This window comes from Pseudomonas sp. 273, assembly GCF_029201425.1.
In the GTDB taxonomy this organism is placed as follows: Bacteria; Pseudomonadota; Gammaproteobacteria; order Pseudomonadales; family Pseudomonadaceae; genus Pseudomonas; species Pseudomonas delhiensis.
In genome coordinates, this window is sequence record NZ_CP116775.1 from 5,658,357 (window position 1) to 5,679,453 (window position 21,097).

Here is a 21,097-nt window from a genome sequence, read left to right on the forward strand (position 1 = left end):
TGTCATGGCGCCGCCCGACGCAGCCGGGCGGGCGAATCAATCCAGCGCGCGCACCGCCACCTGCGCCTGCAGGCGGGCCAGGCGCTCGCGGTCGGCGATGCCGAAGTCGAACTGGGTCACCGCCAGGGCGGCCACCGCGGTGGCCTGGCGCAGCACCTGTTCGGCGGGCCGGCCGGCGAGCAGGCCGTCGACCATCGCCGCCAGCAGCGAATCGCCGGCGCCCACGGTACTGGCCACCTCGACCTTCGGCGGCGTCGCCTGCCACAGCCCCTCCGGGCCGTACCAGCGCACGCCCTCGGCGCCCTCGGAAAGCACCAGGTGCTCGATGCCGCCGGCGCGCAGGGCGCGGGCCTGGGCATCGAGGCCACCCTCGCCCGCCGGGCCGCAGGCCTCGGCCAGCTCCTCGGCGTTCGGCTTGACCAGCCAGGGCCCGGCCGCCAGCCCCTGGCGCAGGGCCTCGCCGCTGCTGTCCAGGGCCACCCGCAGGCCCAGGTGCTTCAGGCGTCGCAGCAGCTCGCCCAGCCACTGCGGCTCCACGCCGCGCGGCAGGCTGCCGGCCACCACCACCAGGTCCTGGCCGGCGGCCAGTTCGTCCAGGCCGTCGAGCAGGCGCTGCCGGGCAGCGGCGTCCACTTCCAGGCCCGGACCGTTGAGGTCGGTGATGCGCCCGCCGCGCTCGGCCAGCTTGATGTTGCTGCGCGTCTCGCCCGGCACGCGGACGAAGGCGTCGCGGAAGCCGCGGCGGCGGAACAGCGCCTCGAAGGCTTCGGCATTGTCGGCGCCGAGGAAGCCGCCCACGCTCAGTTCATGGCCGAGGTCGGCGAGCACCTGGGCCACGTTCAGGCCCTTGCCGGCGGCCTGGGCCAGCACCGCCTCGCTGCGGTTCACCGCGCCCAGTTCCAGGCTGCGCAGGCGCACGGTGAGGTCCAGCGCCGGGTTCAGGGTAAGGCTGAGGATGCGCGCCATCAGCGTGCCTCCCCCAGCGCCCGCGCCACCAGGGCGCGGACCTCCGCCGCCGAGGCCAGGCCGAGGGCGGCGCTGGCCAGTTCGCGGGCCCGGCCCATGTCCAGCTCGCGCACGCCCTGCTTCACCAGCGGGATGCTGCGCGCGGACACGCTCAGCTCGTCCACCGCCAGCCCCAGCAGGACCGGCAGCGCCTGGGCGTCGGCGGCCAGCTCGCCGCACACGCCCACCCACTTGCCGTGGGCATGGGCGGCGCGCACGGTCATGTCGATCAGTTGCAGCACCGCCGGGTGCAGGCCGTCGGCCTGGGCGGACAGCGTCGGGTGGCCGCGGTCGATGGCCAGGGCGTACTGCGTCAGGTCGTTGGTGCCGACGCTGAAGAAGTCCACCTCGCGCGCCAGCACCGGCGCCAGCAGCGCCGCCGAGGGCACCTCGACCATGATGCCCAGCTGCAGGTCGGCGCAGTCGTACTCCTCGCGCAGGGCCAGCGCCAGGTCGCGCGCCTGGCGCCACTCCTCGACCTGGCCGACCATCGGGAACATGATCCGCAGCGGCCGGCCGGCGGCGGCCTGCAGCAGGGCGCGCAGCTGCGTCTCGAAGATCTGCGGGCGCTGCAGCGTCAGGCGGATGCCGCGCACGCCCAGGTAGGGGTTGGCCTCGGCCGCGATCGGCCAGTACGGCAGCGGCTTGTCGCCGCCCACGTCGAGGGTGCGGACCACCAGCGGGCGGCCGCCGAGGGCGTCGAGCACGCGGCGGTACTCGGCTTCCTGGGCCGCCAGGTCCGGCGCGCGCGGGCTGTCGAGGAAGGCGAATTCGCTGCGCAGCAGGCCCACGCCTTCGGCGCCCAGTTCCACCGCCTGGGCGGCGCCGGAGCTGTCGCCGAGGTTGGCGCAGACTTCCACCCCATGGCCGTCGCGGGTGCGCGCCGGCTCGTGGCGGCGCGCCTCGGCCAGGGCCTGGTGGCGCAGGCGCTCCTCGCGCTGGCGCAAGGCCTGTTCGAGCACTTCGTCCGCGGGCGCCACCACGAAGCGGCCGCGTTCGCCGTCGAGCAGCAACGGCGTGCCCGGCGGCAGCGCCAGCAGCCCTTCGCCGGCGCCGACCAGGGCGGGAATGCCCAGGGCGCGGGCGATGATGGCGCTGTGGGAAGTGGCGCCGCCGCGCACGGTGAGGATGCCGGCCACGCGTTCGGGGTCCAGGCGCGCCACGTCGGAGGGGCCGACCTCGTCCATGACCAGGATGTACGGTTGCGCCGGCTCCGCGGGCAGGCTCACCCCGCACAGGCGCGCCAGCACCCGGCGGCCGAGGTCGCGCAGGTCCGCGGCGCGCTCGGCGAGCAGGGCGTCACCCAAGGCCTCCTGCTGGCTGGCGGCCTGTTCGATCACCGCGTGCCAGGCCGCTTCGGCGCTGGCGCCGTCGGCCAGTCGCACGGCCACCTCGGCGCCCAGTTCGGGGTCGTCGAGCAGGGCCTGGTGGGTGACGAAGATGTCGCGCACCGCCTTGCTGCGGCTGCTCTCCACCAGGGCCTCGATCTCCGTGGCGATGGCAGCCTTGGCCTCGGCCATGCGCTGCGCCTCGATCTCAGGGGATTCGCCGCGGGCCGGGTAGCGGAAGGTCGGCTCCACCTGCAGGTGTGCCGGGCCGCTGGCGATGCCCGGCGCGGCGGCAATGGCGGCCAGCCATTCGCCCCGGGCCGGCTCGGGCTGCGGGGCTTCCGGCGCGGCGGGCGCCTCGGGCTCCACGGGCGCTTCCGCCAGCGGCAGGACCTCCTCGCCCAAGCCCTGCTCCACTGCCTCGCGCAGGGCCGGCAGGGCCGCCTCGGCGATCGCCGGTTCGGCGAAGAACTCCAGCACCTGGCCGCGCCGCGCGCCCAGGCTGAGCAGCTTACTCAGGCTGCGGATGGACACGGGCACGGCGTCGCTGTCGGCGATGCGCACGCGGATCTCGCCGTCGAAGTCGCGGGCCATCTGCATCAGCACCTGCGAGGGCCGCGCGTGCAGGCCGTGGGGGTTGGCCAGGGGCACGCGCAGGCTCGGCCAGTCCACCGGCAGTTCGCCGCCCAGGGCCTCCAGCACCGCGCGCACCGAGGCGGCCCGCGCCAGCTCGCTGCCGCGGCCGTCCACCAGCAGGTCGCACAGGCGCTCCAGCGCAGCGCGTGCGGCGTCGCCGCGCTCGGCCAGGCAGAACAGCCCGCGCAGGGGCAGGCCGGCATGCTGCAGCTCGCGCTGCGGGGTGACGAAGGCCAGGCCGGGGCGGTTGACCTTTTCCCCGCCGCCCAGCCACCACAGGCCTTCGCCCAGCGGCAGCGCCTCGCCCTGCTGCAGCGCGGCGAGGAAGCCGCTTTCCACGCAGCCGGCGGCCTTCAGCCGGCGCGCGGCGAGCAGCAGCAGTTCGTCGAAGTCCTCGGCGCCCTGCCCCAGGGCCACCAGTTGCGCGTCCAGCGCCAGGGGCTGCGGCGCGCCACGCAACGCCTTCAGCAACTGCTCGGCGTCCTGCGCCTGGCGCAGCACCGCGCCGGTGTCGCCCTCGCCCAGGGCGCGGGTCAGCAGTTGCAGCAGGTTCAAGTGCTCGTCCGAGCGCGCGGCGATGCCGATGGCCAGGTAGACGATCTGCCCGCCGCCCCAGTCCACGCCCTCGGGGAAGTGCAGCAGGCGCACGCCGGTGCGGCGCACCAAGTCGCGGGTCTGCGGGGTGCCATGGGGGATGGCGATGCCCTGGCCGAGGTAGGTGGAGCCCTGGGCCTCGCGATCCTCGAGCCCGGCGAGGTAGCCCGGTTCGACCAGGCCGTCGGCCTCCAGGGCCTGGCAGAGCAGTTCAAGGGCGGCCGGCTTGTCCGCGGCCCGCTGTTGCATGCGGACCTGCTGCGCGGTCAGTTCGAGCACATCGTTCTCCTCACCGGCCCGCCCGGGAGGAGGACCGGGTTGCCGGAACGGGGCGGTTATCCGCTTGTTGGGGTGAACAGCGAGGCTGTCCCTGGTGACCAGCATAGTGGCCGCAGGCAGGGGGACAGCTTTTGCTGAATCGTTTCACCTATTGAGACTGGCACGTTACCCGATAATGCGTGATCCTTGGAAGCCTCCAGTTGTCAGTCAGCAGTGCCGGGGTATGCGTTGAAACTCAGTGATATCGCCCGTCTGGCCGGGGTCTCGGTGACCACGGCCAGCTACGTCATCAACGGCAAGGCCGTGCAGCGGCGCATCAGCGCGGCCACCGTGGAACGCGTGCGCGCGGTGATCGAGGCCCACGGCTACCACCCCGACCAGCAGGCCGCCAGCCTGCGCCGCGGGCAGACGCGCACCCTCGGCTTCATCCTCCCGGACCTGGAGAACCCCAGCTACGCCCGCATCGCCAAGCTGCTCGAACAGGGCGCCCGCGCCCGTGGCTACCAGTTGCTGATCGCCTGCTCCGACGACGAGCCGGAAAGCGAACGCCAGGCCCTGAACCTGTTCCGCGCGCGGCGCTGCGACGCGCTGGTGGTGGCCAGCTGCCTGCCGGCCGACGACGACAGCCACCAGTTGCTGCTGGACAAGGGCGTGCCGGTGATCGCCATCGACCGCCAGTTGGACCCGCAGCGCTTCTGCTCGGTGGTCAGCGACGACCGCGACGCCGCCCAGCGCCTCACCGCCACCCTGCTGGCACCCGCCCCGCGGCACGTTGCCCTGATCGGGGCGCGGCCGGAGCTGATCATCAGCCAGGAACGCAGCGCCGGTTTCGAGCAGGCCCTGCGGGGCTTTCGCGGCGAGCGCTTCATCGAACAGGGCGCCAGCTTCAGCCGCGAGTGCGGCCGCCAGTTGATGGAGGGCCTGCTGCAGCGCCTGGGCTACCTGCCGGACGCATTGATCACCACCTCCTACGTGTTGCTGGAGGGCGTCTTCGATGTGTTCCAGGCGCTGCCCGGCGGCTGGCCGCGCGACCTGCGCCTGGGCACCTTCGGCGACACCCAGCTGCTCGACTTCGTGCCGCTGAAGGTCAACGCCATCTCCCAGCAGCACGCGCTGATCGCCACCCGCGCCCTGGAACTGGCCCTGGAGGCCGTGGAGCAGGAGCACTACCGGCCCGGCGTGCACCCCATCCCGCGCACCCTCAAGCTGCGCGCCGGGTGACCGCCATGCGCCTGGTCGACACCCACAACCACATCGACTTCCCGGACTTCGACGCCGACCGCCCGGCGCTGCTGCAACGCTGCGCCGAACTGGGCGTGGAACGCCAGGTGCTGCTGGGGGTGTTCCGCGAGAACTGGGAGCGGGTGCTGCAGTTGGCCGAGCGGAACGACGCGCTCTACGCCGCCCTGGGCCTGCACCCGATCTACCTGGCGCAGCACCGCCCCGAACACCTGCGCGACCTGCGCGAGCATCTGCAGCGCCTGGCCGGCCACCCGAAGCTGTGCGCGGTGGGCGAAATCGGCCTGGACTACTACATCGAGGAACTGGACCGGGAGGCGCAGCAGGCACTGTTCGAGGAACAGTTGCGCATCGCCATCGACTTCGAACTGCCGGTGCTGCTCCACGTGCGCCGCGCCCACGCCGCGATGATCGCCACCCTCAAGCGCTTCCGCCCGCCGCGCCGCGGCATCGTCCACGCCTTCGCCGGCAGCCGCGAGGAAGCCCGCGAGTACATCAGGCTGGGTTTCCGCCTGGGCCTGGGCGGCGCGCCCACCTGGCCGCAGGCCAACCGCCTGCGCAAGACGGTGGCGGAGCTGCCGCTGGATTCGATCGTGCTGGAAACCGACGCCCCGGACATGGCCCCGGCGATGTTCCCGGGCCAGCGCAACAGCCCGGCGCACCTGCCGGCGATCTGCGAGGCGCTGGCGGAGTTGCGGGGGGTGAGCGCGGAGGAACTGGCGGAGGCTAGTACGCGGAATGCGGGGGAGGTGTTTGGGTGGACGTAGGGCGTACAACCGTTCGCGGTTGTACGCCGTTACACCGAGGCCCTAGCCAACGCCCAGGTCAACCCCGGAGCCGCCGGGAATCAAGGCCAGACGGCGGATAACGCCGTAGGCGTTATGCGCCCTACACCAGACCCACCCATAACGTAGGGCGCATAACCGTTCGCGGTTATCCGCCGATACACCGGAGCCACAGGCCAAACGGCGTATAACGCGGAGCGTCATACGCCGTACGCTCCCGGCAACATCCTTTTCACCGACAACCCGGCACCCGCGAGATGGGGAAGCGTCCTTGCGCTCGCGCGGGGGCCGGGCTGCTGGCGAAAACCCCTTAGACCCTGAAGGCGCCGATCAGCCGCTTCAGCTCCACCACCTGCCCGGACAGCTCGCGGCTGGCGCGCTCGGTCTCGTTGGCGCCCAGGGCGGTGCGTTCGCCGGCCTGGTTGATCTGCACGATGTTCTGGTCGATGTCGTGGGCCACCGTGGTCTGCTGCTCGGCGGCGGCGGCGATCTGCTGGTTCTGGTCGACGATCATGCCGACCGCGCCGAGGATGTTGTCCAGCGCCTGCTGCACCTGCGCCGACTGGCTCACGGTGCCGTCGGCGGTCTGGTGGCTGCTGCCCATGGCCTTGACCGCCGCGCCCACGCCGTTCTGCAGGCGCGCGATCATCTGCTCGATCTCCTCGGTGGACTGCTGGGTGCGCTTGGCCAGGGTGCGCACCTCGTCGGCCACCACCGCGAAGCCCCTGCCCTGCTCGCCGGCCCGCGCCGCCTCGATGGCGGCGTTGAGCGCCAGCAGGTTGGTCTGCTCGGCGATGCCCTTGATCACGTCCAGCACTCGGCTGATGGAGGCGCTGTCGGCGGCCAGCTGGTTGATCACTTCCACCGACTGGTCGATCTCCGCGGCCAGGCGCTGGATGCTGCCGACCTGGGACTCCACCAGGTCGCGGCCGCTGACCGTCTCCTGGTTCACGCTCTGTGCGCTGCCCACGGCGGCGGCGGCGCTGCGCGCCACTTCCTGGGCCGTGGCGGCCATCTGGTTCATCGCCGTGGCCACCTGCTCGATCTGGTCGCGCTGGCCGGCCACCGCCTGGTTGCTCTGCGCCGACACCACTTCCACGCGGCCGGTCTGCCGTTCCACTTCGGCCACGGTGCGGCCGACCTGCTCGATCAGGTCATGCACCCGGCGCACCGTCTCGTTGAAGGCCTGGCCCAGCTCGCCCAGTTCGTCGCGGCTCTGCGCCTGGTAGTTGACCGTCATGTCGCCGGCGGCGACGCGCTCCATCATCGCGCCCAGGCTCTTGAGCGTGGAGCGGGTGGAGACGTAGAAACCGCCATAGAGGTAGACGATGGCGAGGAACACCACCAGCAGCGCCACCACCAGCAGGACCATCTGCGCCTGCTTGCCGGTCAGGCGCTGCTGCAGCTGGCCGTCGAGGTAACCGAGCACCTTGTCGTCGAGCTGGTAGGTCTTGTCCATGCCCTGGCTGAACTGCTCGTAGAACTGCGCCCAGGGCGTGTCGAGGGCGTCGGCCATCACCACCTTGTCCTCGACCAGCTTGCCCAGGCTCTTGAGCGTCTCGCGGCTGGCCGCGGCGTCGCCGGCCAGCGCCTGCTGCGCCGCGCCGCTGGCGCCGAGCACTTCCTGCAGCTTCAGGGCATATTCGGCGTGGAGCTTCTCCAGGTCCTGCAGCAGGTCGTCGAGCTTGCTGCTGGTGGAGGAATTGAGGAACCCCTGGCCCAGCGCCGCGGTGCCCAGCACGCGGCCGCGGCTGATGGTCTCGGTGACCGCCGGGGTGACGCTGCTGATCAGCTCGGCCATCTGCCGCACTTCGGCGCTGTCGTCCTGGCTCAGGCCGGACTGCGCGGCCAGCAGCTTGTTGAAGATCTGCACGTTGCTCAGCAGGTGCGTGGCCATGCCGGCCTTGCTCTGCATCGAGCCCTCGGCCTCCACGGCCTTGAGGGCGGCGACCAGTTCGTCGCGCTTGGCGGTGAAGGCTGCCACCTGCTCGCTGTCCCGCGCCACCGGTTGCAGGGCCGCAACCGCGGTGCGCAGGCGTTGCTGCAACTGGGCGATGCGGCTGTCCAGGTCGCCGGTGCCACGGCTCTGGCCGATGCCGATGTTGATCTGCAGGAGGTCGTTGTAGGCCTCGACGTCGCGGCGGACCTGCATGCCCGAGGCGATCAGCTGCAGGCTCTGCAGCTCGGCGCGGGTGCTGACGAACTGGCGGTAGGAATCGCGCACCAGGTAGAAGTTGGTCACCAGCATCGGCAGGAAGAAAAGCACGCTGATGAGGCTGAACTTCATGCCGAAGCTCAGGCGGTTCATCAGTGCGATAGCTGGATAGAGCACGGTCTTCACGTAAGACGTCTCCTGTTCCCGTTGTTGTTCTTGTGTGGGATGGCCGGTGCGGGGCGCCGGGCCCGCGCATGGCGCAGGCTCCTGTGTACCCGATATCGGCGGGACGTTCTGTAACTTAAGGTTAAAACGCCATCAGTGGCGACGTGCGGTACTCAGAGGAACAGCGCACACAGGGCGAAAGCCGCGTACCAGAAGACCGCCGCCCGCACCAGCAACTGCCAGAGCGCATCCAGGCTGGCGACCCCGGCCGGGCCGGGCGTGGCATCGCACAGGTCTTCGCCGACGCAGGCGGCCTGGGCCAGCAGGCGGGCCGCCGGGACGTCCCAGGCCAGCAGGTGGTGCAGCAGCACCCGGGCCACGGCGGCGAAGTTGCCGACGAAGGCGAAACTCAGCGCCAGGGCCCGCGCCGGCAGCCAGTCGAAGGCATGGCGCAGCAGTGCGGCCCGCTCGCCGAGCCCCGACGTACGGCCCAGGTGCACCTCGGTCAGCGACAGCAGCCGGTAGGCCAGGGCCGCCGCCGGGCCCAGCAGGGCATACCAGAAGATCACCGCGAAGAAGCCCTGGAAGGCCTGCCACACCAGCATGCCCTGGACCTGGGCGAACAGCTCGGCATCGGAATCGGCCTGCACGCCCAGGTCGCGCTCGGCGACGTGGTAGGCGCCCTGCAGGTCCTCGCGCCGCCAGGCGTCGCGGAACGGCCCCATGGCCTGGTGCACGTCGCCGCGGCCCAGGCTCCAGACCAGCACCAGCAGGTGCACCGGCAGCGCCAGCAGGCCGTAGGCCAGCGGCTGCAGCAACGTCAGGACCAGCGCCAGCACCAGCAGGGGCCCGAGCAGGGCCACCAGCAGCGCCAGCCAGGGCCGCGCCGCCACGGCCGGCAGCCCCTGCACCATACCCAGCCAGGCGAGCCAGGCGCCATCCTTCTGCAGGCGCGCGCGCCAGCCGGAGAACTTCTCTACCAGCAGGGCCAGCAGCAGTACCAGGAAACTCATGTCGACTCCTTGGAAAGAGCGGCGAGGAAACGTTGCCAGTCGAAAGCCGGGCCCGGGTCGGTCTTGCGCCCCGGGGCGATGTCGCTGTGGCCGCGGATGCGTTCGGCGGTGATGGCCGGGTAGGCCCGCAGCAACTGCCGGCCCAGCGCCGCCAGGGCGGCATATTGCGCATCGCTGTAGGGCTCATCGTCGGTGCCTTCCAGCTCGATGCCGATGGAGAAGTCGTTGCAGTTCTCCCGCCCCTCGAAGCGCGACACGCCGGCATGCCAGGCGCGGTCGTTGCAGGAGACGAACTGGAACACGCTGCCATCGCGCTCGATGAGGAAGTGCGCGGACACCGTCATTTGCGCGATGTCGGCGAAATAGGGGTGCTCGTCGGCATCCAGGCGGTTCTGGAAGAAGCACTGCACCTTGCCGGTACCGAACTGCCCCGGCGGCAGGCTGATGTTGTGGATCACCAGCAGGGAGACCACCTCCCCCTCCGGGCGGGCATTGAAATTGGGCGAAGGACAGTGGCTGACGCCCTGGCACCAGCCGCTGCGGGGATCGAACTGCATAGGGGCTCCTTGATTGGGCCCACTCTAAAGCAGCTTGCGGCGGAAGAGAACGATTGGGGTTGTTGTGGGGGATGTCGGGGCCTTGCGGTTCTACCGCCCACCGCGAGGCATGGCACTCCCGTAGGAGCGGACTCCGTCCGCGATAGCCGAAGGTGCCGGCGCGATTCGCGGATGAGATCCGCTCCTAGGGGTTGCATCAACACCGCGTCCATGTAGGAGCGCGCCCTGCGCGCGAATCGCGGGCAGGGCCCGCTCCTACAGTTTGCTGTGAGGCAGGGCGTTTCCGCTGTGTAGGAGCGGACTTTGTCCGCGATAACCGGAGGTATCGGCGCGATTCGCGGATGAGATCCGCTCCTACGGATTGCCCCGACACCGCGTCCATGTAGGAGCGCGCCCTGCGCGCGAATCGCGGGCAGGGCCCGCTCCTACAGTTTGCTGTGAGGCAGGGCGTTTCCGCTGTGTAGGAGCGGACTTTGTCCGCGGTAACCGGAGGTATCGGCACGATTCGCGGATGAGATCCGCTCCTACGGGCTGCCCCGACACCGCATCCATGTAGGAGCGCGCCCTGCGCGCGAATCGCGGGCAGGGCCCGCTCCTACAGTTTGTTGTGAGGCATGGTGCTTCTGCTGCGTAGGAGCCTTGTCCGCGATAAATGAGGGTACCGGGAGCACGGAGCGTGCTCCCTGGGGAGGAAGGCTCAGGCGTTCTTCAACCGCCGCAGATTGCCGATCACCGACTCCAGAGCACGGTCGAACAGCAGGGCGTCGTCCAGCAGGCGCACCGCATTGCGGCGGAATTCCACGGCCAGGCCCATGCGGGTCTTCTCCAGCACCTTCATGCCGGTACGGTTGACGAAGATGTAGCGGCCGGTCGGCTTGATCACCGCGGCCAGCTTGCAGCGCAGCTTGTGCTCGGCATCCTCGTGGATTTCCACCCAACTGCCCACGCGCAGCTCGTCGACCTTGCGCAGCGACTCGTCATCGTCCGCCAGCAACTCTTCCGGCTCCGGCGCACGCTCCTCGTCAGGCGTCGCTAGGACGATCTCTTCCACCACCGCGACCATCTCCGGCTGGCTGCCGGCCTGCGCCAAGGGCGCCTCGACGGGTTCGTCGAGCAGCGGGATGCCGTCCAGCAGGTCGTCGTCGGCCGCCGCTTCCTGCGCCTGCTTGAAGCGCTGGAAGGCCTGAACGTGCAGGCTCTCCAGGCGGCTGAAGAACTCGCCGGTGGAGAATGGATCGAAGGCCGCGCTGGTCAGGCCCTCGCGCAGTGATTTGAGCAGTTGCGGGACCATTTCCAGCAGGCGCGTGCGGGACTCCGGGTCCTCGTGGGGCTCGACGCTCCAGATCAGGTCGTCCATGGTCGCCACGGCGTCGCGCCAGGGTTGCGAATCGCTGCCGTGCTTCAGGCAGGTCAGCAGCAGGACCTTGCTCCAGGCCTCGCGCAGCAGGCGCACCACCACCTCGGGCAGGGTACGGCCGAACAGCCGCTGGTTGAGCACCAGCGCCACCTCGCGCCGGGCCGCGTCTGCACGGGCGCGGCCTTCCTCGGCATCGCGGGTGCGCTGTTCGAGCAGTTCGCTGCGGCGGCGCTCGTCGCCGGTGTAGGCGATGAAGTCTTCCAGCAGCACGCCGAAGATCGCCGTGTCGTCGACGAAGTCGTTCAGCAGGCGCATCACCACCTGTTCGATCTTCTGGTACAGGCTGTCGCGCTGCAGGTCGGTCTGTTCCGCCCAGCCGAGCGCCGCCGAGGCGATCTCGTTAAGCAGGCGCCGGGCGGGATGGTTGCCACGGCTGAAGAAGGTCTTGTCCAGCACCGCGACCTTGAGCATCGGGATCTGCATGCGGCCGATCAGGGCCTTGAGCGAATCCGGCAGGTTGCGGTCGTCGAGGATGAACTCGAAGAGCATGGACACCAGGTTGATGACGTCCTCGTCGACCTGCCCCACCACCCGCGAGCGCCCGCTCTTGTGGCTGACGCGGTTGAGCAGGTGGTCCAGGTGGTGGCGCACGTCCACCTCGTCCATGCCCTGGGCCGGCAGGTGGTCCTGCAGGTGCGAGAGCAGGCGCATCAGGTCGTTGCTGGAAATCGGCACCGCGTCGGCGGGCACCTGGCGGCGCGCGGCCAGGCTGCCGCGGACCTGGGACATCAGCTCCTGCAGGACGCCGAAGGCCTCCTGGCTCTCGGCATCCGGATAGGCAGCGGAGGCGGCGCCCTGTGCGGCTGCACCGGCGTAGCCGCCACTGGCCGGGGCCTCGGCGGCGGGACGGGACGGACGGCGCACGGGGGCGGACTTCAGCTCGGGCAGCACGCCGTGGGCGACGAGGATCTCGTTGGCCTCGGCATACAATTGCTCGAGCTCGGAAAGGACGTACTTCTCGAACAGCTTGAGGACGATCAGCTTGACCTTGATCTCCACGCCCAGGCCCTGGCAGGCCTCGAGGAAGGCCTCGCACAGCGGGCGCGGGCCGAGCGGGTTGGTCTTGTCCTCGACCTTGTTGCTGACCAGGGTGTTCAGGCGCGTGGTCAGGTGGCCCAGGGCCAGGCCGTCGCGGCTGAGCACCTTGCCGACCATGGCGTCCATGGCCACGGTCTCTTCCAGTTCGTCGTTCTGTACCAGCGACAGGTTGTCGAAGGAGACGGCGTCCAGCTGGGGCGCCTTGCCGATCTGGTACTGGTTGAGGTTGGCGAAGCCCTCGAAGAACTTCTGCACGAAGCCGCGCTCGATGCCCTTGCGCTTCAGGCGCAGGTCGCGCATGGCCTCGAAGAAGGCGCTCTGCTCGGCGTTGCTGGTGGCACGGTCGGCCATCTCGAAGAGGGTGTCGTCGGCATTGTCGAACAGCACCTGCAGGGCCTGGCGCAGCTGGACCGAAGCCTTGTCACGGACGTTGACCAGCGCCGCGGGCAGGCGCCCGGGGATAGCAGTCGGCGACTGGCCCTGGGCCGCCTTGTTCAGCGGCACTACGTTCGCGTCGTTCTGCATCGCAAGTCTCCTGCCGACGGGCCTGCCAGGGCTTCGACGGCAATGTTCGGGGGAGCGTTGTCCGTAACGTCAATCAGATGGCGTCAAAAATAAGAATCATCTTATTCATTATAGAGAACCCCCGATTACAACCAAGAGCCTTCAAGGGCATTCTTGATGAAATTCACACAAGAACAGCCACCGTTCGTCCGACTCCCGGCGGCCACCGCGGATGCACACGGCCGCCGCCGCGCCCCGTATAATCCCGCCACCGCGAATCAGGAGCCCGCCATGCCGAACCTCACCCTTGCCGACCTCACCGGGGAAATCCAGGCCAACGTCCGCGCCGCCCTGGCCGAAGACATCGGCAGCGGCGACATCACCGCGCAGCTGATCCCCGCCGAACGCGAGGCCCAGGCCCGCGTCATCACCCGCGAGGACGCCACCGTGGCTGGCTGCGCCTGGGTCGACGAAGTCTTCCGGCAGATCGACCCGCGCGTGCAGGTGCAATGGCAGGTGCGCGACGGCGAGCGGGTCAGCGCCGACCAGACGCTGTTCAGCCTGCAGGGCCCGGCCCGCGCCCTGCTCAGCGGCGAGCGCAGCGCCTTGAACTTCTTCCAGCTGCTCTCCGGCACCGCCACCCGCGCGCGCCACTATGCGGACCTGGTGGAAGGCACCGGCGTCAAGCTGCTGGACACCCGCAAGACCCTGCCCGGCCTGCGCCTGGCGCAGAAGTACGCGATCACCTGCGGCGGCTGCCACAACCACCGCATCGGCCTGTACGACGCCTTCCTGATCAAGGAAAACCACATCGCCGCCTGCGGCGGCATCGCCCAGGCCATCGCCGAGGCCCGGCGCATCGCCCCGGGCAAGCCGGTGGAGATCGAGGTGGAGGACCTGGACGAACTGAACCAGGCCCTGGCCGCCGGCGCCGACATCATCATGCTCGACGAGCTGAGCCTGGAGGACATGCGCACCGCCGTGCGGGTGACCACCGGCCGCGCCAGGCTGGAGGCCTCCGGCGGGATCAACGAGAGCACCCTGCGCGGCATCGCCGAGACCGGCGTGGACTACATCTCCATCGGCACCCTGACCAAGGACGTCAAGGCGCTGGACCTGTCCATGCGGTTGAGCCTGTAACGGCGCCGCGGGTCAGATCAGCTCCACCAGGCCGACGGGCCACCAGGAAGGGGAACGGCATTGCGGGTTTGGCATGAGAACCCGCGCCCCTCCCAGCGAAGCCACAAGCGGGCCCTGCCCGCGATTTCGCGCGCAGGGCGCGCTCCTACAAGGGAATGGCGTGGGTGGGGCAGCGTAGGAGCGGATCTCATCCGCGAATCGCGCCGATATGCCCGGTCATCGCGGACAAGGTCCTACGGGGGAGGAATACCGTGCTTCCCGGCTACCTGTAGGAGCGGGCCCTGCCCGCGATTCGCGCGCAGGGGCGCCCTCCTACAAGGGAATGGTGCGAGTGGGGCGGCGTAGGCGACCCAGGGCTTTGCCTTTCCAGCAGGTTCCGTATACGTTACATAACACATGCCTTGTCACGTATTCAGAACATGGACTATTCCCTCATCTCAACCCGCCTGGGTGAGCAGATTCGACAAAGGCGCCTGAATCGCGGGCTGACCCAGGCCAAGCTTGCCTCCATGGCCGGGCTCACCCGACAAAAGATCATCGCCGCCGAGAAAGGCAGCCTGTCGGTCGCCATGATGGCCTATGCCCGCATCCTCGGCGCCCTGGACTGCGAGTTCGCGCTCGTACCGGCAGCGAGACCTACGCTGGAGGAAATCCAGGGAGTGTTCGACTGATGCCGGTGACGCTGAAGGTTTCAACGCCAGAAGGTCCGAGCGGAAGGCTCTTCAGTAGCGCAGATGACTACCTGTTTCGCTATCAGGAAGGGGCGGATGCGCGCGCCGCGGTCAGCCTGCTCATGCCTGTGCGCCAGGAAGAGTATCGCCATCGCGAGCTGCACCCGATTTTCCAGATGAACCTGCCCGAAGGCTATGTCCTGGAACAACTGCGCAACCGCCTGGCCAAGCGGCCATTGCCAAGGCCATCCGACTGTTCTGTCCTCCCGAGTATGTGCCAGCCTCCCTGGAACAGTTTTTCGGCATCGTGTCCCTGAGCTGCATCGTCGGCAATGGCGACGCACACCTGAAGAATTTCGGCCTGCTCTATTCGGATCCGACACAAGGCGACGCGCGGCTGGCACCGGCCTATGACATCGTCAATACCACTGCCTATATCCCAGAGGACGTGCTTGCCCCGGACCTTGCCGGCAACAAGTCGCTGTTCGCGTCGAGGCAAGGGCTTCTGGACCTTGCCAGGGTATGTGATGTGGCCCGGCCGGAAGTCATATGCGCGCGCAACTGCAAGCGGTGGAAAAGGTGCTGGCGAGCCACCCCGAGCTCTGCGAGCAAGCGCCCCGGGTGGTGGCCGCCATCCGACACAGCGCCGAACCCTTCGCCAGGACCTTCGGCTAGGCCCGGGCAAGCCGGTGGAAATCAAGGTGGAAGACCCGGACGAACCGAACCAGGCCCTGACCGCTGGCCGCGCCAAGCTGGAAGCCTCCGGCGGGATCAACGAGAGCACCCTGCGCGGCATCGCCGAGACCGGCGTGGACTACATCTCCATCGGCACCCTGACCAAGGACGTCAAGGCGCTGGACCTGTCGATGCGGTTGAGCCTGTAACGGCGCCGCGGGTCAGATCAGCTCCACCAGGCCGATGCGCTCGTCTTCCAGGCTCCTTTTCAATTGCTCTGCCGAATTGCAAAGGGCCTGGACGATTGACTGGTTCGAACCGTTACCCATCGCCAGCAGGATCACCTTGGGTGGATATCCCCAAGCTGCCTGCAAATCATGAAAGTCCTCATCCTTGGTGACGATCACGTAGTCGCGCTGCTTCGTGTATTCCCATATCCGCCTATCACTTACCTGCTCGAGCCCGAGCAAGGCAACCTGGGAAGAACCGGGAAAGTCCATTTCCAGGGAGGGCAACATGCGCCGGGAAAGATTCTCGTCCAGCAACAGCTTCATGCCGCCTTGATCCACGCCGAATGCTTCATGCGAGCCGCCGCGAAGGCCAGGCAAGCGAGAATGTCTTCACGCTCGAGCTCCGGGTAGTCAGCGATGATTTCTTCCTGGCTCATTCCGGCGGCCAGCCAGCTCAGGACATCCTCCACGGTTATCCGAAGCCCGCGCACACAGGGTTTCCCGCCACGCTTGCCGGGCTCCAGGGTAATCCTCGACTCATCCGCCATGGCTCTGTCTCAGTTGAAAGGGTAACGTCATCCAACTGTATCATCCGCCTCGGCTCGCATAGCGAGCTTGGCCTGTAGCGGCGCGACGGGCCAGGTCAGCGCCACGAGGCCGATAGCTCATCCAGCAAGCGCCTCTTCGAGGGTATTCGGCGCCTCAACCATGGTGCTGCAGATATTCGCTCAGCGCCTGCCGGGCAAGGTCGTTCAGGCTCATGCGCTGCCGGTTGGCCGCCACGCTCGCGGCCAGATGCAGGTCATGGCCGACCCGCACATTGAACGATCCCTTGCAGGGCACCTCTGGCTCCCGCCCCTGTTCCTGGCAGGTGGCCAGGTAGTCGTCCACCGCCTCGCGGAAGGCGGCCTGCAATTCGCTCACTGTCTCGCCTTCGTAATTGACCAGCGCACGGATGAAGAGCAGCTTGCCGAACAGGCAGTTGTCCTCTAGGCCAGGCGCGCCGCGGCGTCCAGTTCGGAAGCCAGGACGATGCGGTCGCGCCCCTGCCCCTTGGCCTCATAGAGCGCCTGGTCCGCCCGGCGCAGCCACTCGGTGGCGTCGGGCATGGCCGGATCGAAACCGGCGATGCCGATGCTGAGGCTGACGCGCAACTCCGGCACCCGCTCCCAGGCCTCCGCGGCCAGTTCGCGGGACAGCCGCCCCAGGACCTCCCGCGCCGCCTCCGGCTCCAGCCGCGGCAACAGCACGCAGAACTCGTCGCCGCCATAACGCCCGGCCAGGTCCTCGGCCCGCAGATGGCTGCGCATGAACTCACTGAGGCGACGCAGCACCAGATCGCCGATCACGTGTCCGTGGCTATCGTTGGTGGCCTTGAAGTGATCGACGTCGATCAATGCCAGCGAGGCCTGCTGCTGCGCCTGCCGGCAGTGCTCGAACTCCTGCTGCAGGCGCTCCTTCCAGTAACCGCGGTTGAACAGCTGGGTCAGGCTGTCGGTACGGCTCAGGTCCCGCAGCGCCTTCTTGTGCCGCGACAGTTGGATGGCCAGGCGGTAGAGCACCAGGCCGATGGTCATGGGGTGGATGACCAGCATGGGAATGCAGGCGTACAGCTCGGCCTGGGAGGTGTCGGGCGAGAAACCGAAGCCCAGCACCAGGCCGGACAGCACCATGCCCAGCGACTGCAACACGAAGCCCTGGACCACGAACCGTGCCCCGCCCGCCGCGGTGTTGTTCATCGCCAGCATGGAAAGCATCATCACCGAGGGCAGCACGTTGAACTGGATGGTGGCGATCCAGAACCCGCCCATCAGCGAATCGAACAGCACGAAACGCCGCTCCAGCTCCTTCGGCCGCGACGAGCGCGAGGTGACCTGGTAGGCCATCAGGGGCCACAGGTAGCAGAACCACAGCAGCAGCCCCCACAGCCACGCCGAATACCCCTTCCCCCAGAGCACACCGGCGACACAGAAGAACCCCACGGCCAAACCCACCGCGCGCGGCAAGAGCACGCGCTGGGCATAGGAACGGCTGAACCTGGCGGACTCACTCGACTGCTTCACAGACCGCTCCCTTCCTCACCGAAAGCTTCCCTGGGCAGCGGCAGTATAGTCCGGCGCCTGATGGCCGTTCGATAGCATCCATGCGGCGGATACGACGGTTTCGGAGCCGAAAAAGCAAAAGGCCCCGCCGAAGCGGGGCCTTTGCCAGAGATGGTGCCGGTAAGAGGAATCGAACCCCCGACCTTCTCATTACGAATGAGCTGCTCTACCGACTGAGCTACACCGGCGGGCGGGGCGTAAGCTAGCATTCTAATGAATGTAAAGCAATTGCTGGCAGGGCTTTTGCTTCTGCAACCACACAACCGCACAGCGTCCCTATCACGAGAGCGACATCACATATTATCGTATCCGCCAAGCCAACAATTCCCAGCACGAGAAAAACTCGCCAGAATAGCCCTACATACTAGTTGGAAGTATTCATGAGCATGCTTGAGCAACTTCAAACCAAAATATCTAACGGCACAGCAATCGTTGGCATATACGGCCTTGGATATGTCGGACTCCCACTTGCATTGCGCTTTTCAGAAGTCGGCATAAGGGTTATCGGATTTGATATTGATGAAAAAAAGGTTAATGCTCTAAACGCAGGGAAAAGCTATATTGAGCGCCTAGACTCAGGCTCAATAAAAAAAGCTCTAGCAAACGGATTCATGGCAACTTGTGACTTCGCACAAACACAAAAAGCCGATGCACTAATCATCTGCGTCCCAACACCGCTCACCTCTCATCACGAACCGGATCTTAGTTTTGTCATAAACACAGTGGAGTCTATTCTCCCACATTTTCACGAAGGGCAACTTATAAGCCTAGAGAGCACCACTTGGCCAGGTACTACGGAAGAGGAGCTGGCCCCTAGACTTGTACGACGCGGTTTCATCCCAGGAGAAAACTGTGCATTAGTCTTTTCACCTGAACGAGAGGACCCTGGAAATCCAAAATTCGATACCAAGAGTATTCCCAAGATAATTGGCGGCATGACGCCACAATGCCTTTCTTTAGGTAAAGCACTCTATAGCAAAGCCATAGAGGTAATGGTACCGGTCAGTAGTCCACGTGCAGCTGAAATGACCAAACTTCTGGAAAACATCCACCGAGCAGTCAATATCGGACTCGTAAATGAAATGAAAATAGTTGCAGACCGAATGGGCATCAACATCCATGAGGTCATAAAGGCGGCCGCAACAAAACCTTTTGGCTTCGTACGTTACAATCCAGGACCTGGGCTTGGCGGGCACTGTATTCCAATCGACCCTTTCTACTTAACATGGAAAGCCAAAGAGTATGGCATAAATACCCGCTTCATTGAACTTGCCGGAGAGATCAATCACTTTATGCCAAAATGGGTAGTACAGAAGGTAACAGATGCGCTCAACGATAGATGCAAATCTATTAAAGGCAGTCGCATTCTAATCTTGGGAATTGCCTACAAAAAGAACATTGACGACTCTCGAGAATCACCGGCAATCGAAATAATGAAGCTTCTTCGCGACAAAGGCGCCGAAGTAGAGTACTCAGATCCACATATTCCGAACTTCCCTGAGAAACGCGACTACTCATTCGAACTCAACTCCATTGAATTGGGCCCAGGAATTATCGAGAAATTTGACTGTGTCGTATTAACCACAGATCACGACATATTCAACTACTCAGACATCACAAAACGCGCCAGACTAATTGTTGACACACGAGGGGTTTTTCCATACGACAAGGCCGTACAAGCTTGAGGGTCCCATAATGCAAAACCCTCAAAATTTGGATTGGGAAAAACTCTATCTAGACAATGTCAGTACCTATAAAAAAGGTCGCCCCAAAAGAGCAGAATTCATAATAAGTCATCTAAAACAAATAAACTTATTAGATGAAATTGAAAGCTTCTTAGAAGAAGGAGCTTTCAGCGCCAAGGACTTGAGCTACCTAGCAAAGAATCTCTCCAAAAAAATCTTCGTAGCAACAGATCTTAACGAACTATCAATGGTCAATAGAAAAACCGAAAATATACTTAACTGCGCGGCAGATGCTTTTAATCTTCCTTTCCGCGACAGGCACTTCGGCGTCACTTTTCACTCCGGTCTGATAATATACTTCAACAACTCCGACGCCATAAAAATAATTCAAGAGCAGACACGAGTAACAAAATCAATCGCCTATATATTTGCACATAACAAACACAACTACCTAGACACGCTAATAAGCAATGGGAAATGCATCATGGGAAATAGGTTATTCTCTTTTCGCAGATACTCAAAGGGAGAGCTTATTGAGATAGGGACGGCGATTGGCTGCCCATTCGAAATAGTGCCGCATGACAATATGCTCGAGAATTTTTCACAAAGAAACTGCCGCTGGCTTTTGCCAGTCATTCAAAAACTCGGCCTTCACAAAAGCCTTTTCTTTGCGAACGAATTGACTCTAATAATAAAACCATGAGCCACATCATTCTCGGCGGAAGTGCAAATGCACTAGCCATTGCCAGGCTACTAAAAGACCCCAACTCTATCATTCTAGACTTCAATGACTGCTCACCAGCAATGTCTACAAAATATGCGAAGGGACTGAGGCTTCTCTCAAAAAACGAGCAGGAGGTTCTAGAAACATTACTTTCATTAAAAGCCCCCCCCCCAAGACTCTATACCCCACAAGCGATTACTGGGTTGAGTTTATTGCAAAAAACTCTTCCACACTTCAAGAACATGGTTTTTTATTCTTTAAAACTCCCTATAACTGCTCAGAAACAATTTTAGACAAGCTCAAATTCTTCCAAATAATGTCGCCATGCTTTCCGACTCCCCTAACGCGGCTTGCCGATAAAGTCCCTACTAGATCGGAAGAAATAATAAAACCAAGAAAATCCTTTATCGACTCCAGCCTTGTAGATAAAGGTTTTTTATATACAACAAAATATGTTAGAAATGCATCAACCTACGTAAAGCAACAGAGACTCAACTCTAATATATACAATCATCTTTCCATTGCTGGACTTTTCTTAGCGGGAAAACTGCACACAGTAATATACACGCGAAAACTGCTGGAATACCCTCACCCAGGAGGAACAGCAGTAATGGTATCAACGATTGACTCAGAAGAAATAAGAGCGCGCCTTAGAAAATTAGCGGAGAGCGCTCTCCGGCACATTAGCTATGAAGGAATTTTTGAATTAGAGGCTATTCTGGAAGATGAAACACTGTGGCTAATTGAGATTAACGGCAGGTTCTGGCTACAGCATGCAATTGGTGAGCAGCTTGGCATAAACTTCCCAAAGCTTTATCATCAAGCATTAACTGGATGCATTACACCAACAGAGGCTAAGAGCAGAGTCACCGCGCTATGGATTCATGAAGGCTTGCCTCTTGCCTTTCTTAAGGCCCCCTCATACATGAAAAAAATAGTGCTGAAAGAGCTATTGAAAAAAGAAACTGGGCTTTTGCTCATATAGACCTCAAAGACCTCACCCCTTTCATCAAATTTATTCGATGCAAATTAAAAAAATAGTAAAAAAACTAACCCCCATCGTTATATCAATTGTATTTGCGGGCTACTGCTATCTGCATAGAGGTGACCTCTACGCTCTATTAAGCTTTCCTAGGGAAAACCTTTTCATAATCT

General features: G+C 64.6%; 17 protein-coding genes, 1 tRNA gene and 3 pseudogenes. 10 read left to right on the plus strand and 11 right to left on the minus strand.

Annotation, left to right across the window (positions count from 1 at the left end):
* Positions 1–36 precede the first annotated feature (36 nt).
* Together pfkB and ptsP are read right to left on the minus strand one after the other, a co-directional pair.
* Complete coding sequence (pfkB, locus tag PKO50_RS25800; RefSeq protein ID WP_275627622.1) at positions 37–966, minus strand: 1-phosphofructokinase; 930 nt, start codon at positions 964–966, stop codon at positions 37–39.
* On the minus strand, positions 966–3,842 hold the full coding sequence (gene ptsP, locus PKO50_RS25805) for a phosphoenolpyruvate--protein phosphotransferase (RefSeq protein WP_275627623.1): 2,877 nt from the start codon (positions 3,840–3,842) through the stop codon (positions 966–968). Before ptsP ends, pfkB begins: the two co-directional genes overlap by 1 nt.
* A gap of 228 nt (positions 3,843–4,070) precedes the next feature.
* Here ptsP and cra point away from each other — a divergent pair, with 228 nt between their 5' ends.
* Entirely contained in the window at positions 4,071–5,063 is a 993-nt protein-coding gene (cra, locus tag PKO50_RS25810; RefSeq protein ID WP_109934222.1) for a catabolite repressor/activator, read from the plus strand.
* A 5-nt stretch (positions 5,064–5,068) separates the two neighbouring features.
* Complete coding sequence (locus PKO50_RS25815) at positions 5,069–5,848, plus strand: TatD family hydrolase (protein WP_275627624.1); 780 nt, start codon at positions 5,069–5,071, stop codon at positions 5,846–5,848.
* A 328-nt stretch (positions 5,849–6,176) separates the two neighbouring features.
* Here the strand turns inward: PKO50_RS25815 and PKO50_RS25820 are convergent, their stop codons facing one another.
* From PKO50_RS25820 to PKO50_RS25835, 4 genes are all read right to left on the minus strand, one after another.
* Positions 6,177–8,207, minus strand: a complete 2,031-nt coding sequence (locus PKO50_RS25820; RefSeq protein ID WP_275627625.1) for a methyl-accepting chemotaxis protein — start codon at positions 8,205–8,207, stop codon at positions 6,177–6,179.
* Positions 8,208–8,359: 152 nt separating this feature from the next.
* Complete coding sequence (gene ampE / locus PKO50_RS25825; RefSeq protein WP_275627626.1) at positions 8,360–9,199, minus strand: regulatory signaling modulator protein AmpE; 840 nt, start codon at positions 9,197–9,199, stop codon at positions 8,360–8,362.
* Entirely contained in the window at positions 9,196–9,756 is a 561-nt protein-coding gene (gene ampD / locus PKO50_RS25830) for a 1,6-anhydro-N-acetylmuramyl-L-alanine amidase AmpD (RefSeq protein WP_275627627.1), read from the minus strand. Before ampD ends, ampE begins: the two co-directional genes overlap by 4 nt.
* 697 nt (positions 9,757–10,453) lie before the next feature.
* Positions 10,454–12,736: a DUF1631 domain-containing protein gene (locus PKO50_RS25835; protein WP_275627628.1), complete on the minus strand. Its 2,283-nt coding sequence runs from the start codon at positions 12,734–12,736 to the stop codon at positions 10,454–10,456.
* Positions 12,737–13,006: 270 nt separating this feature from the next.
* Here PKO50_RS25835 and nadC point away from each other — a divergent pair, with 270 nt between their 5' ends.
* The 4 genes and pseudogenes from nadC to PKO50_RS25855 form a co-directional block, all read left to right on the plus strand.
* Entirely contained in the window at positions 13,007–13,855 is an 849-nt protein-coding gene (gene nadC, locus PKO50_RS25840) for a carboxylating nicotinate-nucleotide diphosphorylase (RefSeq protein WP_275627629.1), read from the plus strand.
* 419 nt (positions 13,856–14,274) lie between these two features.
* Positions 14,275–14,526: a helix-turn-helix domain-containing protein gene (locus PKO50_RS25845; RefSeq protein WP_089390530.1), complete on the plus strand. Its 252-nt coding sequence runs from the start codon at positions 14,275–14,277 to the stop codon at positions 14,524–14,526.
* Positions 14,526–15,201, plus strand: a pseudogene (locus PKO50_RS25850) (HipA domain-containing protein). Before PKO50_RS25845 ends, PKO50_RS25850 begins: the two are co-directional and overlap by 1 nt.
* Positions 15,195–15,410 (plus strand): annotated as a pseudogene (locus PKO50_RS25855) (nicotinate-nucleotide diphosphorylase (carboxylating)); the annotation flags it as partial. The pseudogenes PKO50_RS25850 and PKO50_RS25855, both read left to right, overlap by 7 nt.
* Before the next feature lie 12 nt (positions 15,411–15,422).
* On the opposite strand, the gene PKO50_RS25860 reads toward PKO50_RS25855, so the two are convergent.
* The 5 genes and pseudogenes from PKO50_RS25860 to PKO50_RS25880 all read right to left on the minus strand — a co-directional run bounded on the left by PKO50_RS25860 (position 15,423) and on the right by PKO50_RS25880 (position 17,721).
* Complete coding sequence (locus PKO50_RS25860) at positions 15,423–15,755, minus strand: DUF5615 family PIN-like protein (protein WP_109931574.1); 333 nt, start codon at positions 15,753–15,755, stop codon at positions 15,423–15,425.
* Entirely contained in the window at positions 15,752–15,979 is a 228-nt protein-coding gene (locus PKO50_RS25865) for a DUF433 domain-containing protein (protein WP_109931572.1), read from the minus strand. The genes PKO50_RS25860 and PKO50_RS25865 overlap by 4 nt, the downstream gene beginning before the upstream one ends.
* A gap of 154 nt (positions 15,980–16,133) precedes the next feature.
* Positions 16,134–16,424: pseudogene (locus PKO50_RS25870) on the minus strand (type II toxin-antitoxin system HicB family antitoxin); the annotation flags it as partial.
* The gene (locus tag PKO50_RS25875) at positions 16,421–17,494 is read right to left on the minus strand and encodes a diguanylate cyclase (protein ID WP_275627630.1); all 1,074 of its coding nucleotides are present in this window, start codon (positions 17,492–17,494) and stop codon (positions 16,421–16,423) included. The pseudogene PKO50_RS25870 and the gene PKO50_RS25875, both read right to left, overlap by 4 nt.
* Before the next feature lie 151 nt (positions 17,495–17,645).
* Positions 17,646–17,721: transfer RNA gene (locus PKO50_RS25880), tRNA-Thr, on the minus strand.
* A 192-nt stretch (positions 17,722–17,913) separates the two neighbouring features.
* Here PKO50_RS25880 and PKO50_RS25885 point away from each other — a divergent pair.
* The 4 genes from PKO50_RS25885 to PKO50_RS25900 are packed head-to-tail and all read left to right on the plus strand — an operon-like array spanning position 17,914 to position 20,927.
* Positions 17,914–19,218 (plus strand): nucleotide sugar dehydrogenase, encoded by a 1,305-nt coding sequence (locus PKO50_RS25885; protein ID WP_089390525.1) that lies wholly within the window; start codon positions 17,914–17,916, stop codon positions 19,216–19,218.
* 10 nt (positions 19,219–19,228) lie between these two features.
* Positions 19,229–19,921, plus strand: a complete 693-nt coding sequence (locus PKO50_RS25890; RefSeq protein ID WP_275627631.1) for a class I SAM-dependent methyltransferase — start codon at positions 19,229–19,231, stop codon at positions 19,919–19,921.
* Positions 19,918–20,235, plus strand: a complete 318-nt coding sequence (locus PKO50_RS25895) for a hypothetical protein (RefSeq protein WP_275627632.1) — start codon at positions 19,918–19,920, stop codon at positions 20,233–20,235. Before PKO50_RS25890 ends, PKO50_RS25895 begins: the two co-directional genes overlap by 4 nt.
* Before the next feature lie 23 nt (positions 20,236–20,258).
* A complete protein-coding gene (locus PKO50_RS25900; RefSeq protein ID WP_275627633.1) occupies positions 20,259–20,927 on the plus strand; it encodes a hypothetical protein in 669 nt (222 codons plus the stop codon).
* Positions 20,928–21,097 lie beyond the last annotated feature (170 nt).